Origin of the sequence: Thalassotalea loyana (assembly GCF_030161435.1) — a bacterium.
Lineage (GTDB): Bacteria > Pseudomonadota > Gammaproteobacteria > Enterobacterales > Alteromonadaceae > Thalassotalea_G > Thalassotalea_G loyana.
In genome coordinates, this window is sequence record NZ_BSSV01000013.1 from 1 (window position 1) to 16725 (window position 16725).

Genomic DNA, 16725 nt, shown 5'->3' on the forward strand with positions numbered 1-16725 from the left:
AAAAGAGTCCAAGCACCTTAATTGGTGTTTTTTTATGTTTGAAATAAGCTAAACGACAACGAGAATCCCTGTGATTCCATGATGTCGTGTGGGCGTGAGATTCAAGTCCTATTAGCGACCCCATTCTTTTCTTCAAAGAGTCCAAGCACCTTAGTTGGTGTTTTTTTATGTCTGAAATAAGCTAAACGACAACGAGAACCCCTGTGATTCCATGATGTCCTGTGGACGTAACGCCTAGTTGAGCTTTTCAATTAACATATCGATAAAACTTCTCACTTTAGGAGAAAGGTGTTGTCTACTTGGGTAAATTGCAAAAACATCGATTGTCGTGCTAGGAAATTCATCGAACAATGCAATAAGTTCACCCTTTTGAATATCTTCTTCCACATAAAAGCTAGGTAACCTAGCAACACCATGCCCGTCCATTACCATTTTTCTTAACATTCTGCCTTCATTACACAGGATTTTATCGGGTACATCGACAATAAAGGTTTTGCCATCTTTGTCTTGATAGTCCCATCGATTAGGCATTTTTAGATTGCTATAACAAATACAGTTATGCCGTGCGAGCTCTCTAGGATGGTAAATGATGCCGTGTTTATCTAAGTAACGTTGTGACACGATGGTATAGCCTTTAGCGCTATATATTTTGCGGCAAATTAAACTGGATTCATCAAGTTGTGCGGTAGCGCGTATAACGAGATCGTAACCATCACCAACCACATCAAGGTGTCTATCACTTAAGTTCAAATCTAAACTGACGTTAGGGTAGCGCGACAAATATTCAGAGATGATTGGTTGTAAGTGGCTATGCGCAAATTGAACAGGGCAACTCACTTTAAGTCTGCCCTTGGGCGATACATCGTGTTGTGTAATTAGGTTGGTAGCAGTTGTCGCGTCTTCAATTAATTGCTGGCATTGAGAATAGTATGACTCACCTTCTGGGGTTAACCCTATTGTTCTTGTTGTTCTATTCAGTAGCCTAACGCCAAGTCGACTCTCTAACTTATTAATTTCCTTGCTGATAAAGGAGGTAGAATGACCAAGCTTCTCTGCGGCGGCTGAAAAGCCACCGGAATTTACAACATTAACGAAGACGACGATACCTTCAAAGAGTTTATTGTTAGCCATATGGAAATAGTTTTTGTCATTTTAGGTTATTAATCTTATTTGAAGTCCAATATATACTAATTCACATCAAGTTACTGCTATTAATCTATTCTAACGTTAATAGCCAATTGTATAAGCCTGTGGCAACACAAAGGAGCAATGATGAAAGTATTAGCATTTGGCGCGACAAATAGCGCAAACTCAATAAACAAACAATTAGCGCAATATGCAGCGTCTTTAGTGGCAGGAGCTCAAATTGAGGTTCTCGATTTGAATGACTTTGAAATGCCAATATACTCGCCAGAACGCGAAGAGCAGCTTGGTCAGCCAGAGCAAGCACAACGCTTCTTTAAAGCAATTGGCGAAGCTGATGCGATTGTTATCTCATTCGCTGAACATAATGGTAGTTACACCGCAGCGTATAAGAACTTATTTGATTGGACGTCGCGCATCGATATGAAGGTTTTCCAAAATAAACCTATGTTATTGTTATCAACATCACCTGGACCGGGTGGCGCAGGGTCCGTGCTAGCAAGCGCGGTTAATTCGGCACCTTTCTTTGCCGCCGATGTTAAGGGCTCACTATCGATTCCAAGCTTTTATGACAACTTTGATGTTGAAAATCAACGTTTGAAAAACGATGAACTTAAACAAGCACTTTCAGATATCGCTGGAAAGCTGACAGCATAAAATAAAAAAAGCAGCCAAAAGGCTGCTTTTTTTTGAGAGGCGTTTTAATTATAAATCGATATCGATTGAGTATGAGATAACAACTTTCATATCGTCGTTATCAAGATCGGTATCTGATACTGCAAGTGTGAAACCTGCTTTACTTAGGCTAATGCCATAGTCTGTATAATCTTCTGCACCATCAAGGTCAAAAGAGTAGTTACCAATATGTAAACCTAACTCTAAACCTTCAGCAACTTCAAAGGCTGCATCTGCACTGATGTAAAGTGCATCTTCGAAAACTTCACCTGCATCTTGTGCGTGTAGGCCGTAGTTAGCGGTAACTGAGAATGCACCGTAAGATAATGAACCGTAGATTTCACCGAAGTCATATTCATTTGAAGAGTCTACTTCTGCTGAATCTGGGTAAGCATAGTAGATGTAACCAACATCGTAACCAATGCCGTCACCAAACTCACCACCAAAACCGGCATAAAAGTCTAATTCATAGCTAGCATCGTCACCAAAATCTACATTTGATGCCCAAGTACCTACGTAAAAACCTGAATCTGACGCGTAGTCAATACCACCCGAAATTGCAGCGCCATCATCTGTTTGTGACACACCGCGCCATAAGTAGTTGCTCGTTAATCCAACGTTTGCAGATAAACCTTCAACCGCTGAAGCTTGTGTTGAAACTAGCGCAGAACTCGCAATTACGGTAGTCAAAGCTACTGATAAAAGTGATTTTTTCATGTTATACCCTTAAGTGTTTTTATTGTTTAAATTTATACTAATTAGTTATTTGCAAAGAAAATGCCTGAGTTAATATTCATTAAATAAAAATAATTATTCATTGTTTTTCAGTGAGTTAAAGGTGAAATGAAATGAGATTTTAAAAAAGGGTGAACAAAGATTGCGCCATGCTGGTGCGTGGTGTTCAAAAAAAGTGCAAAAATAGTCAAAAGTTATCTGCTTTTATACTTCAATAATGTTTGGGCTTTAGGTAAAGTAGTGCACACTTAATTGGTCAGGGGAAGATATGTCTTCATTTTTAATTGCTCCATCTATTTTATCTGCTGATTTTGCTCGTTTAGGCGAAGATACAGCAAAGGTATTAGCGGCAGGTGCTGATGTTGTTCATTTTGATGTTATGGATAATCATTATGTGCCAAATTTAACCTTTGGTCCTATGGTATGTCAGTCGTTGCGTGACTACGGTATTACGGCTCCTATCGATGTTCATTTAATGGTTAAACCGGTTGATGCAATTGTTCCACAATTTGCAAAAGCAGGCGCGAGCATCATCACTTTTCACCCTGAAGCGTCCGATCACGTTGATCGTACGTTACAATTAATCAAAGAAAATGGCTGTAAAGCGGGGTTAGTATTAAACCCAGCTACACCATTACATTATTTAGATCACGTTATGGATAAACTTGACGTGATTTTGTTAATGTCGGTTAACCCTGGTTTTGGTGGTCAGTCTTTTATCCCATCAACACTTGATAAGCTTCGTCAAGTTAAGCAAAGAATCAATGATAGTGGTTATGATATTCGTTTAGAGGTTGACGGCGGTGTTAAGGTAGATAATATCGCTGAAATCGCAGCTGCGGGTGCCGATATGTTTGTTGCTGGTTCCGCTATCTTCTCACAGCCTGATTACAAAGCTGTCATTGACCAAATGCGTGCTGAGCTCGCAACTGTAAAGTAATTTAAGTTTTATCCATTGAGGAAATTATGTCTAAACCAATCGTTTTAAGTGGCTGTCAGCCGTCAGGATCTCTCACGTTAGGTAATTATCTTGGTGCGCTAAAGCAATGGGTAAACATGCAAGAAACACATGAGTGTTACTACTCTATTGTGGATTTACACGCCATCACTGTTCGCCAAGATCCTAAAGAGTTACATGAAGCGTGTTTAGATGCTTTAGCCCTTTATATGGCATGTGGTGTTGACCCGGATCGAAGCACGATTTTCATGCAATCACATGTTGCGGCACATAGCCAGTTGAGCTGGGTTTTAAATTGTTATGCTCAGATGGGTGAATTAAACCGCATGACGCAGTTTAAAGATAAATCTACGCGTGCCGGGGCTGATATTAATACGGGTTTATTTACTTACCCAGTATTAATGGCCGCTGATATCTTGTTGTACAACACAAATGCAGTGCCTGTTGGTGATGATCAAAAGCAACATTTAGAGTTGGCCCGTGATATTGCAACTCGATTTAACAACCTTTACGGTGATACGTTTGCGATACCTGAACCTTATATCCCTGAGTTTGGTGCCCGAGTAATGAGTTTACAAGAACCAACGAAGAAGATGTCAAAGTCAGATGCTAACCCGAAAAACTTCATCGGTTTACTAGAAACACCTAAGAAAATTTCTAAGAAAATTAAGTCCGCGGTGACTGACTCAGACGAGCAAGCGCGCATTTACTTTGATGTAAAAGAAAAGCCTGGCGTATCTAACTTATTGTCTTTGTTGTCTTGCGCAACAGGCGAGAGCGTTGAAAGCTTGGTACCAAAATACGAAGATAAAATGTATGGTCACTTGAAAGGTGATGTTGCAGATGCAGTTGTTGCTATGATTGAACCTATCCAAGAGCGTTATAGCCAAATTCGTAATGACCGAGCATTTATGAATGATGTTATGCGTCAAGGTGCACACAAGGCGTCGCTAAGAGCAGATGCTGTGCTTGAAAAAGTGTATCAAGCCGTTGGTTTTATTGCTAAACCATAATTATCTTTCAATATAAAAAAGCCAGTCTTCATGACTGGCTTTTTTATTGGCTAGAAAATAGTTAGTCTTCCCGTTTTTTCTCGTCTGCTTTTGCAAATACATTTTGAGTATTCTCAATAAACTCTTGAGCAGGCGTACTTGGTACAATCAAGAAATTAGGCGTCATGATGGTCGCGTCGTAGGTTGGACGATCTCTAAAGTCTGGTTTGTTGCTCACACCGACCAAATAGGCACCACCAAAAATAAGCAAGCATAATGAGGCCGAAATTGTGATGCGTTTCGTTTCACTCATATGGAAGCCGATGTAGCAGTTAAGCCAGAATAAACAGAATGCTAAAGTGATAGGCAATAGTGCGGTTATCCAAGACACAGGCCAAGCACTCGATAGATTGAAGTGCAGAACATATTCGATAATGTCGCTAAACCAAAATAGGTTAAAAATCAGAAAACTAATCCCTATTTGTGACCAATAACGAGCATCATTTTTTGTTAAGTGCGATATCAATGAAATGAGCGAAGGCCATAAACTAAAGCCTAACGTCATGCCCACAGCAGGTACCAGAAGTTGTGTGAAAGTCACTTCTGTTTGCTTACCTAAATAAAGCAGATAACCAGACATGAGCGTGAATATTAATAAACTAAATAGTAAACTCACCGGTTTTCTGGTGCGCTCTATGAGGCTCTCAAATGGACTAAACTCGACTGTTGCGCTTACTGGGTGATCAGGGAAGACAATACGTAATTGACTTTTACCGATACTAATAATGTCACCAGAATGCAAAATATGCTGATCAGCACTTTGTTTACTCTCATCGAGAAATGAGCCATTTAGTGAGTCTTGATCTTCTACCAGCCAGTGTTCACCATCAAAGCTGAATTTAATGTGTTCTGGGCAGATATGTGGATCATCAATAATGATATCATTTTGGTAGCTACGTCCAATTTCTACCACGTTCGATTCAATTCGGTCACGGCAAATTAGCTTTTTACCACGATTAATTTGCTCAATTATGATTACTGCCATGTGACCGCCTCAATAAATTTTTCCATGAATGCAACGGCGCTTTCTTGAGTAACACCAGATAAACTGAAATTGCTAATTAACGCTTGTTGGCCTTTATCTACAGATGCCGCGAGATAAACAACATCATAGAGCTCTGGAAAATCTTTATAAGCACGTGCGCAAAATACTGCTTTTTCAGTAATCGTTTGGTTTTCAGGTGAAATAATATCGTGCTGGCAACTAAACTCTGTTACATCGTCTTTTTGTACTTTATTATAGGCGCGAGCATTAAGAATTTTTTGATTGTATAAGTGGTAAAACTTAGTATCACTGATATCTTTTGCTGATAGGTAGCGGTATTCAGTCACGAGATGACCTGTGAAAAAGTTATTCTCGATATAGGTATTATCTTCTAAAGAACAACTTGCAACGGCAGAGAGCAATAACGCATTTTCTTTATCGGCATTTGAATCCCCCCAACAACGGATATATGGTGCATCAATGGTTGGAATCGAGCCCTTACCTAGTGGTTTTTGCAGCCACTGGCTTGCTAATACTTCGTTAATTAATTCTGTTTGAAAAACCTTTAACTGTTGTGCTATTTGTGTGGTGATATTTTTTGGTGGCTCAATCAAATATTCGTTATACAGCGTTTGCAGTTTATCGTGAGGAATCAAAAAGCCGATAGAGTTGCCTGATGTTGCGACATTAATGCCGACAACTTTAGAGTCTTTATTTACAACAGGGCCGCCACTCATGCCTGAGTTAATTGAACCCGTGAAGTGAATTTTATCCGTGAAAGAATCTGGTAATAGACCATTGTATGTTCCTGGCACGACGATCATGCCCAAGTCATGTGGATTACCCAAAGAGAATAACTTTTCGCCTTTGATAGGCGTACTTTCTGAGATATGAAAATAGGGCACATCGCTAACGGTAGCATCAACTTTTTTGACCAAAGCAAGATCATTGATGACATCAACACTTTCTAGTGTTAATTCACCTTTGTTTCCTTCATTATCTAAAAACTCCATTCGGTATTTTTCTGGGTGACGAGCAAACCCAGAAATAACGTGGTAGTTAGTCGCAATTAAGCCATCTTCAGTGATTTGAAAAGCTGAACCAATCGTGGTCTTTTCACCACTGACAAGTTCGATAATCTTGATTTGATATAGAGATGGAGCCAATTGCTCAAATATTTCTCCAGCTTGCTCTTTGGCACTGACCAAATGCGTTGTCAGCAATAAGAACAAACATAAAATCCGCTTCATTAACATTCCTCGAGATACAACAGTAAAAATGCAGGATTACCATTGATACGGTATTTGGCAGACAAATTCAACGAAAAGCAGGTAAATACTTTATTTAACGCCGAATTCACGGCAATGGTGAACTATTACGTACTGAAAATGACCAATCTCATTGGTATTTACCATTGCAAATCAATTATTTTGATAGTGTTTAACGTTTACTTTTTATTGATAACAGATACAGTAAACTTATCTTGCTACTCTGGTGATTCGTTGCAATGGATCTTCATATTATAATTTTAGTGTGTGCGTTATTAATGATGGTTTACGGCAGTGTGTCCCGCCTATGCGATAATTATTTTGTCACGGGACCTATGATATTTGCGTTCATTGGTATCGCTTTGAGCCATAGTGTTGATGATTATCTTGGTTTAGCTTCACACACTGACGTCATTAAATTCATCGCAGAAATTACCTTAATTATTGTCTTATTTATTGATGCGTCAGAAATTAAACACAAAAAGCCTTCACCGGGCACGCCCAAGGTGCCACTTCGGTTGCTTGCAATAGGTTTACCACTGACTGCAATTGCTGGTATTGCCTTTGGCTTCATCATATTTGAATCGTTGAGCATAGCGACAATCGCACTTGTCGCATTTATGCTAACACCAACTGACGCCGCACTTGGGCAACCTTTAATAAAGTCTGAAGAATTACCTGAACATATAAAACAAAATATCAGTGTAGAAAGTGGACTTAATGACGGACTTATCTTACCACCCATTATCATTTGTATTGCCGTGTTAAGTGGTGAGATAGGCAATAGCAGTGATACAACCTGGGCTATGTTTATTGCGACTCAGTTAATTTTGGGGCCCATTGTAGGTGCGAGCGTAGGTTGGTTAGGTGGTCGCTTTGTTGAACATGCGGTTCACAAAAAATGGATGGCGCCACTGTATCAAAGTATTTGTGCGTTGGCGTTACCATTACTTGCATACAGTGGTGCAGAAATGGTTGAAGGCAACGGGTTCATCGCTGCATTTGTTTGCGGTTATTTCTTCGGTGTCCGGGATCATGGTGTTCGTATCAAAGTGCAGCAATTTGGTGAAGCGGAAGGTCAGCAGTTAACGTTGTTTGTTTTCTTACTATTTGGTTTCGTAATGGTACCGATAGCTAGTGAATATTGGGATCTTAAAGCGTTAGGCTACGCAATATTGAGTTTAACGATAGTTCGTATGATTCCAGTGTTTCTGAGCCTATTAGGAACGAAGCTTTCATGGCGTGAGCAAGTCATTTATGCCTGGTTTGGTCCTAGAGGCATTGCCTCGATTCTCTATCTATTAATGTTTATTTCAATGCTTGGCTTTGAAGGGCATCAGTATCCTGTTGGTGTGATAGTCTTAACTGTTTTATTAAGCATTGTTTTGCATGGAGTATCTGCATTACCCATAGTTAAGTGGTATGAACGATATGCTAGTCGCCATTAATTAACTCTATCTTGTTAACTTCGCTCGATTGATAAGCAAGGTTTCGTGGCAACTCATGATGACCTGCAAGCAAATAAATGACTTTTTGTCCGTCCTCGGCAAGTTCTAGCGCATGTTGGAAGTTGATAATCGTTGTACTTGGTATTTCTTGGTAGAATTTCTCCGCGTCACGTCTAACATACTCGATAAATTCAGGGTTCACTTCTTCATCATAAAAAGCAGCGTCTGCAAATTGGAGCGCACGGTGTGCTTTTAAGGTTAAGTTATCTGGATTACCCTCCTTTGTGTGAATAAAGGTGATGCTGCCAAGCATCTCAGCCTTGTTTTCTTTCAGCTTACTAATAAAGGCCAGTTCAGCTGATTGACTGTGACCGTTGAGAATTTTCTCTCCGATACTTCCTTGAAACACTTGTTCCCAGAATAGGCGTCGATTTCTTACACCTTTTACACGAGCTTTGACGTGATCTCTGAACTTAAGACCAAAATCTGCCAGCTTTCCATAGGCTTGTGGTAACATTTTTTCTATCTGTTCCCGTAGCATACGTACCAGTACAGGCGAGCTTCCTGAGCTAGAAATCGCAACAATCATTGGATCTCGGTCGATAATTGATGGCGTAATGTAATCACACAAGTCTGGCTGATCGACAACATTTGCGAGAATATCAAGCGACTTAGCTTCTTGATAGATAGAAGTATTGACGGTTTCATCATCTGTTGCTGCAATTACAATATTGCAGTCTTTCATTAAGCCTTCTCGGTAGTTTTCTTCTACCCAGGTAAGCTTTTCAGTATTAATCAAACGAGCAACCGTATCATTACAATGAGCAGCAACAACCGTAATATTATTGGTGCACTTTAACATCAGTTCTATTTTTCGAGCGGCCACTTCGCCACCGCCTACAATTAATACGTTAAGTCGATTAGCGGTAAGAAAAACAGGAAAATAGCGCATGTTATACCTTTATAAAGAGAGTAATGTTTCACTAATAGCTAAGCCATTTTTGTCACCATAGATAAATTGACCAGGCGAAAACTTTAAACCGGCAAAAAATACATCAATGTTTGTTGTACCTTGACCAAGTTTTTCTGTTTTAATTGGACAAATACCCAGTGCTTTTACGGCGATTGGCAGTGTTGCAATTGTACCAGCATCGCGAATGCAGCCATTGATCACAACAGCTTGCCAGTTATTATTGACTGCACTTTCAGCAATCATATCACCTAACAAGGCTCTATTCATCGTGCCATGACCGTCGACAACCAAAACTTTACCCTCACCCGGGGTTGCCAATAGTGCTTTGACTTTTGAGTTATCATTAAAGCAATCAACGGTGACGATTTCACCACAAAAACAAGTACTACCGCCAAAATCTTGAAAAGGTACGCTAGCAAGGCTTAATTGGTTTGGATATTCGTCAAATAAATCTGGTAATAGATCTAGCATAGTATTCTTCCCTGGCAAAAAGTTCATTTGACTGACAACTAAAGCAAAATGCAAGTGATCATCTATCGCGATGAGTGATAAACTATATAAAACTCTTTTATATCTCTTTTATTTGGAATCTACATGCCTTGGATACAGCTTAGATTAAGCGCTAATGAAGAAACGGCTGAAAAGTACAGTGAATGGTTAATGGCAGCAGGCTCGCAAGCCGTTACATTTATCGACGCAAAAGACACACCAATTTATGAACCTTTGCCTGGTGATGAGGTAGTGTATTGGCATAACACCGTTGTAATGGGGTTATTCGATGCTAGTCATGATATGGAAAAGGTCATAAGCTATTTAAAAGGTATCCATCCCGATAAACAAGCAATGCAATATAAACTTGAGCAACTTGAAGATAAAGATTGGGAGCGAGAGTGGATGGATAACTTCCATCCTATGAAGTTCGGTAATCGTTTATGGATTTGCCCAAGCTGGCGCGAAGTGCCTGAACCCGAAGCGGTCAATGTTATGCTTGATCCTGGTTTGGCATTTGGCACGGGGACGCATCCAACAACGGCTTTATGTTTAACGTGGTTAGATGGTTTAGATCTCACCGACAAAGTCGTGGTCGACTTTGGTTGCGGTTCAGGAATTTTATCTTTAGCGGCATTGAAACTTGGCGCTAAAAAAGTGATTGGGATTGATATAGATCCACAAGCTTTGCAAGCTAGTCAGGAAAATGCAAAGCGTAATGGTGTGGAGGACAGGCTTGAACTTTATCTACCGAAAGATCAGCCAACTTTGAAAGCAGATGTCGTCGTTGCAAATATTTTAGCAGGACCATTAAGAGAGCTCGCACCGACGATAACAGAGTTCGTTGCTGATAATGGCTTACTAGCGCTTTCTGGTGTACTTGAAGAACAAGCGCAAGGTTTGGTCGAAATCTACAGCCAATGGTGTGACATGGATCCCGTCGCAGTGCAAGAGGAATGGGTCCGTTTGTCAGGAAAAAGACATTAAAAAACTATAATTTTTAACTTTAACTTTCGTGCAGAATTTGCTAGCAATTGGTTAATTTCTGCACGATTAAACAATTTGTCAAAAGTCAATATCAAAAAGCACGAAAAAATTGCATTTTGTTCAATTTATATCCTTTTCAATCCCAAAAAAAACACGTAAACTGTGCGCCCTTTTGACCAAGAGCTCAAAAAAACACCAACGTGAAAATAGGTTCATACAGTTTATCGAGTAATGTTTTTCTAGCCCCAATGGCTGGCATAACAGACCAACCGTTTAGGCGACTTTGTTGCCAATTAGGAGCAGGACTAGCTGTTTCTGAAATGGTTTCGGCAAACCCTAAAGTATGGAATACCGAGAAATCGAAAAAGCGTATGGTGCATACAAGTGAGGCGGGTATTCGATCTGTACAAATTGCAGGTAGTGATCCACAAGAACTTGCGTTTGCAGCTCAGGTAAATGTTGAAAATGGCGCTCAAATTATTGATATCAATATGGGCTGCCCAGCAAAAAAAGTGAACAAAAAGTTAGCGGGTTCGGCTTTATTGAAAGAGCCAACATTGGTTGAAGCTATTGTTAAGTCAGTAGTGGATGCGGTTGATGTACCGGTAACTTTAAAAATTCGTACTGGCTGGTGTGAAAACACTCGCAATGGCGTTGAAATTGCAAAAATTGCTCAGGCTAATGGCATTCAGTCATTGGCAGTTCATGGTAGAACTCGTAATGACTTTTATAAAGGTGAGGCCGAATACCAAACCATTAAAGCCATTAAGCAAGCGATTGACATTCCTGTAGTGGCTAATGGTGACATTACTGATGCAGAGAAAGCAAAGTTTGTTCTCGATTATACGGGAGCGGACGCCGTGATGATAGGACGCGCAGCACAAGGTCGACCGTGGATATTTCGTGAAATAAACCACTACCTTGAAAATGGTACACATTTACCTGCACCACAAATGGACGAGGTGCGCACCATATTAATGGAGCATGTTAAGGAGTTACATCGCTTTTATGGTGATTTTATGGGGCTACGAATAGCCCGAAAACATGTTTCTTGGTATATGCAATCGCATGATCAAGAAAAAACGTTTCGATCAAGGTTTAATGGCTTAGAGACTACCGAAGAGCAGCTTGAGCTATTAAATCAGTATTTTGATAATTTAACTTAGAAAGAGTCTGAACTTTATGTTTGAACAAAATATTTCCTCTCCATTCGTTACTGGTAACTTACAAACTCAGACTGAGGCGTCACCTTTACGCACTCAAGCTAAAATGGCGATCAGCAACTACTTGTCACAATTAAATGGCAATGATGTGGATGACATGTACGAGTTAGTACTTTCAGAAATTGAAGCTCCAATGCTTGAAGAAGTGATGAAGTATACTCGCGGTAATCAAACAAGAGCAGCAAACTTATTAGGTATTAACCGTGGTACTTTACGCAAGAAGTTAAAGAAATACGGTATGAACTAATCATACGCAGGGTTAACCTGCAATAAAAAAGCACCCTCGGGTGCTTTTTTGCTTAAAGGAGTTATAAAAGTTGTCCAAATGGTTGAAAAATTATGGGCAACGGATGTGTAGCAAGGAGCTACACTACTAGGAAAGTTGCCATGGATACATGTCATAGGCCAGACCAAAATATATTTGTTAAAGGTAAACTAAATAGCATGGATACCCCTCGCCCAATTAAACGCGCACTACTTAGCGTGTCTGATAAAACTGGTATTGTAGAATTCGCCCAAAAACTTGCTCAAAAGGGTGTCGATATTTTATCAACTGGCGGTACTGCCAAATTACTCGCTGAAAATGGCATTAAAGTCACTGAAGTTTCAGACTACACCGGTCACCCAGAAATTATGGATGGTCGTGTAAAAACCCTTCATCCAAAAGTTCATGGTGGTATTTTAGCTCGTCGTGGTACCGATGAAGCGGTAATGAGCGAAAACAACATCAGCGCAATTGATATGGTTGTTGTTAACTTGTATCCATTTGCTAATACAGTGGCAAAAGACGGTTGTAGCTTGGAAGATGCGATTGAAAACATCGATATCGGCGGCCCAACAATGGTACGTGCAGCAGCTAAAAACCACAAAGACGTGACCATAATCGTAAATGCTCACGACTACGATCGCGTTATCGCTGAAATGGACGCTAATGAGGATTCATTAACCTACAGCACTCGTTTTGACTTAGCGATTGCGGCTTATGAGCACACAGCTAGCTACGATGGCATGATCGCAAACTACTTCGGTCAAATGTTAGCAGCGCACGGTACTGAAGATTCAAAGCCAAACTTTGAAGAGAAAAATAAATTCCCTCGCACCTTTAACTCTCAGTTTATCAAGAAGCAAGATTTACGTTACGGTGAAAACTCGCACCAAGACGCAGCGTTCTACGTTGAAGCACAGCCAGAAGAAGCATCGGTTGCAACAGCCACTCAGCTTCAAGGTAAAGCACTTTCATATAACAACATCGCTGATACAGATGCTGCATTAGAATGTGTTAAAGAATTTGATGAGCCAGCTTGTGTTATCGTTAAGCATGCTAACCCATGTGGTGTTGCGATCAGCGAAGACATTTTAGGCGCGTACGAGCAAGCATTCAAAACTGACCCTACATCAGCATTTGGTGGCATCATTGCATTCAACCGCGAGTTAGATGCAGATACAGCTGAAGCGATTATTTCTCGTCAGTTTGTAGAAGTGATTATTGCACCAACAGTATCAAAGGAAGCTGAGCAAATCGTTGCTGCTAAGCCAAATGTTCGTTTATTAGTGTGTGGTCAATGGACTACGCAAACAACGGGTTTTGCCTTTAAACGTGTAAACGGTGGTTTGTTAGTGCAAGACAGAGATCAAGGTAAAGTAACGCAAGACGAGCTTAAAGTGGTGACTAAACGTCAACCAACAGAAGACGAAATGCGTGACTTACAATTTTGTTGGAAAGTCGCTAAATACGTTAAGTCTAATGCTATCGTATACGCACAAAATAACATGACTATCGGCGTTGGTGCAGGTCAAATGAGCCGAGTTTACTCAGCAAAAATCGCTGGTATTAAAGCCGCTGATGAAAACCTAGAAGTTAAAGGTTCAGTAATGGCTTCTGATGCCTTCTTCCCATTCCGTGATGGTCTAGATGCTGCCGCTGCTGCTGGTATTACTGCGGTAATCCAACCAGGTGGTTCGATGCGTGACGAAGAAGTGATTGCCGCGGCAGATGAACATGGCATTGCTATGGTCTTCACAGGAATGCGTCACTTTAATCACTAATCCTTAGTTAGTGAAATATAACGATTGAAATAATTATTTAATTCTCGCTAAGAGATTAAATAATATTTTCAAGTGGTATCAATGCCGGTTTATAAGTTTGTCTTTGTAGACGGCCTATTTACCGGTTATTTTGCACTGTATATCAGGATAAAATCTGCTATAAGTTGTAATAACTTTTACTACTGGAAACTACTATGTCGACAACAAAAAAAATAATTATCGCAATTGTAGCAATCATCGGCGTATATTTGATCGTCGCGCCACAGAAAGAGACAACAACGGTCTCTGAAAATACGAATCAACCATCACTTTCAGAAAAAGAACCTTCGTCGCTCGTTGAAGAAAATAAGGTTTCTACCGTTACTGAACAAAGCAAAGAGTTAGTAGAGAAAACAAAAAGTGGCGTTCAAGCTGAAGCAAATAAAGCGATTGATACAGTGTCGCCTGCGAAGCTTGCGTTAGTTGATGCATCTGCAGGCAAGCATCGTTCTGATGCAAATAAAGCACGTGATGTATACCGTCACCCAGTGGAAACATTACTATTCTTTGGTTTTGAACCAACGATGACAGTGGTTGAAATGGCGCCTGGTGGTGGATGGTACACCGAGGTGTTAGCGCCAGCATTGAAAGGAACAGGTAGATTATACGGCGCCCACTATCCTGATACTGGCGAAGAAAACTTTTTTAGTTTGTCACGTCGTCGTTTAGTGCAAAAAATGGCAAGCGATGAAGTGTTTAGCGAAGTAGAACTAACTGACTTTACTCCACGTGCAGAAAATACAATAGCACCAGCTGGCTCTGTTGATATGGTGCTTACGTTTCGCAACCTTCATAATTGGGGTGAAGATGGCGTAGCGATGATGTTTTCTGATGCGTATAAAGCCTTGAAATCAGGTGGCGTGCTAGGTGTTGTTGAGCATCGTATGCCCGCGTCACAAAGCTGGGAAGAGAATAAGCGATCTGGTTATTTCCCTGAAAGCTTAGCTATTGAACTAGCGGAAAAAGCAGGCTTTGTTTTGGCTGAAAAAAGTGAAATTAACGCAAATCCAAAAGATACAGCTGATCATCCAAAAGGTGTTTGGACTTTACCACCGGTGTTACGTTTAGGTGACGAAGATAAAGTTAAGTACCTAGCCATTGGCGAAAGTGATCGCATGACATTAAAGTTTGTCAAAAAATAACATTTGAATATAGACAATAGAGAAGCTTACTAGGGCTTCTCTCTTTATTGATTAATTAGGAAATCTAAATGAAAGTTTTAGTTATTGGTAGTGGTGGCCGAGAACACGCATTGGCGTGGAAAGCCGCTCAATCAGCTCAAGTTACTGAAGTGTTTGTAGCGCCTGGGAATGCAGGTACTGCAACTGAGCCAAAATTAACTAATGTTAACTTAGATATTGCAGACAATGCTGCACTTGTAGCTTTTGCTAAAGATAATACAATTGAGTTAACTATTGTTGGCCCAGAACAGCCATTAGTAGATGGCGTAGTTGATGCATTTACTGCTGAAGGTCTGATGATTTTCGGTCCAAATGCTAAAGCCGCCCAGCTTGAAGGCTCTAAGTCGTTTACCAAAGACTTCCTCGCTCGCCACAATATTCCAACAGCTGATTACCAAAACTTTACTGAAATCGAACCTGCTTTAGCATATGTTCGTGAAAAAGGTGCTCCTATTGTTGTTAAAGCTGATGGTTTAGCTGCGGGTAAAGGCGTTATCGTTGCTATGACATTAACTGAAGCCGAAGATGCAATTAAAGATATGCTTGCTGGTAACGCTTTTGGGGACGCAGGTCACCGTGTTGTTATTGAAGAGTTCTTAGAAGGTGAAGAGGCGAGCTTCATTGTGATGGTTGACGGTAAAAACGTTTTACCTTTTGCAACTAGCCAAGATCACAAGCGTGCATACAATGAAGATAAAGGTCCTAATACTGGTGGTATGGGTGCTTATTCTCCCGCTCCTGTAGTAACTGCTGATATCCATCAACGTATTATGGATGAAGTTATTATGCCAACAGTAAATGGTATGGCGAGTGAAGATGCACCATATACCGGTTTCTTATATGCAGGCTTAATGATTACTGCTGACGGTACACCAAAAGTAATTGAATACAACTGTCGCTTTGGTGATCCAGAAACTCAGCCTATTATGATGCGTTTACAGTCAGATTTAACTGAACTTTGTTTATTAGCATGTAATCAAAAATTGGATACAGCAGAAATTGCGTTTGATAAGCGTGCCGCTGTTGGTGTGGTTATGGCCGCGGGTGGTTACCCAGGCAGCTACAACAAAGGTGATGTGATTTCTGGTTTAGAAACCAACAATGCTGATGACGCAAAAGTTTTTCATGCTGGCACTAAATTAGTTGACGGTAATGTGGTTACAGCTGGTGGCCGAGTATTATGTGCAACAGCGTTAGGTGAAACAGTAACAAGTGCCCAAGAAAAGGCTTATCAATTACTTAACCAAGTAAGTTGGGAAAATGTTATGTATCGTACTGATATTGCGTATCGTGCGATCGAAAGAGAAAAAAGCTAAATCTTTCTTCTAGAAAAAGCTCGGTTTTCACCGAGCTTTTTTGTTTTTGGTGTATTTGAATTTAATGACCAATTTGAACGTTTTTCAAGCGGATCATCAAAGATCAACGACTTAGAGCGCTTATTTTATGCGGTTTGTATATAAAACGACCGAACAGTAAATTAATTTAAAATAAGTGTTGACGTGTGATAAAAAATCCCTAAAATT

Annotated in this window: 16 protein-coding genes; 10 read left to right on the forward strand and 6 right to left on the reverse strand. The window is 40.2% G+C overall.

What is annotated here, in order from left to right; all coding sequences use genetic code 11:
• Positions 1-234: 234 nt before the first annotated feature.
• The gene (locus QQK05_RS18530) at positions 235-1131 is read right to left on the reverse strand and encodes a LysR family transcriptional regulator (RefSeq protein ID WP_284301474.1); all 897 of its coding nucleotides are present in this window, start codon (positions 1129-1131) and stop codon (positions 235-237) included.
• Positions 1132-1272: 141 nt separating this feature from the next.
• On the opposite strand from QQK05_RS18530, the gene QQK05_RS18535 reads away from it, so the two are divergent.
• The gene (locus QQK05_RS18535; RefSeq protein WP_284301503.1) at positions 1273-1800 is read left to right on the forward strand and encodes an NADPH-dependent FMN reductase; all 528 of its coding nucleotides are present in this window, start codon (positions 1273-1275) and stop codon (positions 1798-1800) included.
• 48 nt (positions 1801-1848) lie between these two features.
• On the opposite strand, the gene QQK05_RS18540 is transcribed toward QQK05_RS18535, so the two are convergent.
• Entirely contained in the window at positions 1849-2535 is a 687-nt protein-coding gene (locus tag QQK05_RS18540; protein ID WP_284301475.1) for a TorF family putative porin, read from the reverse strand.
• Between the two features lie 286 nt (positions 2536-2821).
• Between QQK05_RS18540 and rpe the strand changes: the two genes are divergently transcribed.
• Positions 2822-3493, forward strand: a complete 672-nt coding sequence (rpe, locus tag QQK05_RS18545; RefSeq protein ID WP_284301477.1) for a ribulose-phosphate 3-epimerase — start codon at positions 2822-2824, stop codon at positions 3491-3493.
• Positions 3494-3519: 26 nt separating this feature from the next.
• On the forward strand, positions 3520-4524 hold the full coding sequence (gene trpS, locus QQK05_RS18550; protein ID WP_284301479.1) for a tryptophan--tRNA ligase: 1005 nt from the start codon (positions 3520-3522) through the stop codon (positions 4522-4524).
• 61 nt (positions 4525-4585) lie between these two features.
• On the opposite strand, the gene QQK05_RS18555 is transcribed toward trpS, so the two are convergent.
• On the reverse strand, positions 4586-5548 hold the full coding sequence (locus tag QQK05_RS18555) for an FHA domain-containing protein (protein ID WP_284301481.1): 963 nt from the start codon (positions 5546-5548) through the stop codon (positions 4586-4588).
• Positions 5539-6798: a S1 family peptidase gene (locus tag QQK05_RS18560; RefSeq protein WP_284301483.1), complete on the reverse strand. Its 1260-nt coding sequence runs from the start codon at positions 6796-6798 to the stop codon at positions 5539-5541. Before QQK05_RS18560 ends, QQK05_RS18555 begins: the two co-directional genes overlap by 10 nt.
• Before the next feature lie 353 nt (positions 6799-7151).
• On the opposite strand from QQK05_RS18560, the gene QQK05_RS18565 reads away from it, so the two are divergent.
• Positions 7152-8264 carry a cation:proton antiporter gene (locus tag QQK05_RS18565; RefSeq protein ID WP_407704910.1) on the forward strand — a complete coding sequence of 371 codons (1113 nt, stop codon included), beginning with the start codon at positions 7152-7154 and terminating at the stop codon, positions 8262-8264.
• Here the strand turns inward: QQK05_RS18565 and QQK05_RS18570 are convergent.
• Together QQK05_RS18570 and QQK05_RS18575 are read right to left on the reverse strand one after the other, a co-directional pair.
• The gene (locus QQK05_RS18570) at positions 8251-9216 is read right to left on the reverse strand and encodes a siroheme synthase (RefSeq protein ID WP_284301487.1); all 966 of its coding nucleotides are present in this window, start codon (positions 9214-9216) and stop codon (positions 8251-8253) included. The two genes, QQK05_RS18565 and QQK05_RS18570, sit on opposite strands and share 14 nt — an antisense overlap.
• Positions 9217-9225: 9 nt before the next feature.
• Positions 9226-9708 (reverse strand): putative 4-hydroxy-4-methyl-2-oxoglutarate aldolase, encoded by a 483-nt coding sequence (locus tag QQK05_RS18575; RefSeq protein ID WP_284301489.1) that lies wholly within the window; start codon positions 9706-9708, stop codon positions 9226-9228.
• Positions 9709-9831: 123 nt separating this feature from the next.
• On the opposite strand from QQK05_RS18575, the gene prmA reads away from it, so the two are divergent.
• The 6 genes from prmA (at position 9832) to purD (ending at position 16518) form a co-directional block, all read left to right on the forward strand.
• Positions 9832-10713: a 50S ribosomal protein L11 methyltransferase gene (prmA, locus tag QQK05_RS18580; RefSeq protein ID WP_284301491.1), complete on the forward strand. Its 882-nt coding sequence runs from the start codon at positions 9832-9834 to the stop codon at positions 10711-10713.
• 200 nt (positions 10714-10913) lie between these two features.
• Entirely contained in the window at positions 10914-11879 is a 966-nt protein-coding gene (dusB, locus tag QQK05_RS18585) for a tRNA dihydrouridine synthase DusB (RefSeq protein ID WP_284301493.1), read from the forward strand.
• A gap of 16 nt (positions 11880-11895) precedes the next feature.
• Entirely contained in the window at positions 11896-12183 is a 288-nt protein-coding gene (fis, locus tag QQK05_RS18590) for a DNA-binding transcriptional regulator Fis (RefSeq protein WP_284301495.1), read from the forward strand.
• Between the two features lie 197 nt (positions 12184-12380).
• Positions 12381-13982, forward strand: a complete 1602-nt coding sequence (purH, locus tag QQK05_RS18595) for a bifunctional phosphoribosylaminoimidazolecarboxamide formyltransferase/IMP cyclohydrolase (protein ID WP_284301505.1) — start codon at positions 12381-12383, stop codon at positions 13980-13982.
• A gap of 194 nt (positions 13983-14176) precedes the next feature.
• On the forward strand, positions 14177-15163 hold the full coding sequence (locus tag QQK05_RS18600) for a class I SAM-dependent methyltransferase (protein ID WP_284301497.1): 987 nt from the start codon (positions 14177-14179) through the stop codon (positions 15161-15163).
• 68 nt (positions 15164-15231) lie between these two features.
• Complete coding sequence (purD, locus tag QQK05_RS18605; protein WP_284301499.1) at positions 15232-16518, forward strand: phosphoribosylamine--glycine ligase; 1287 nt, start codon at positions 15232-15234, stop codon at positions 16516-16518.
• The last annotated feature ends 207 nt before the right edge of the window (positions 16519-16725 follow it).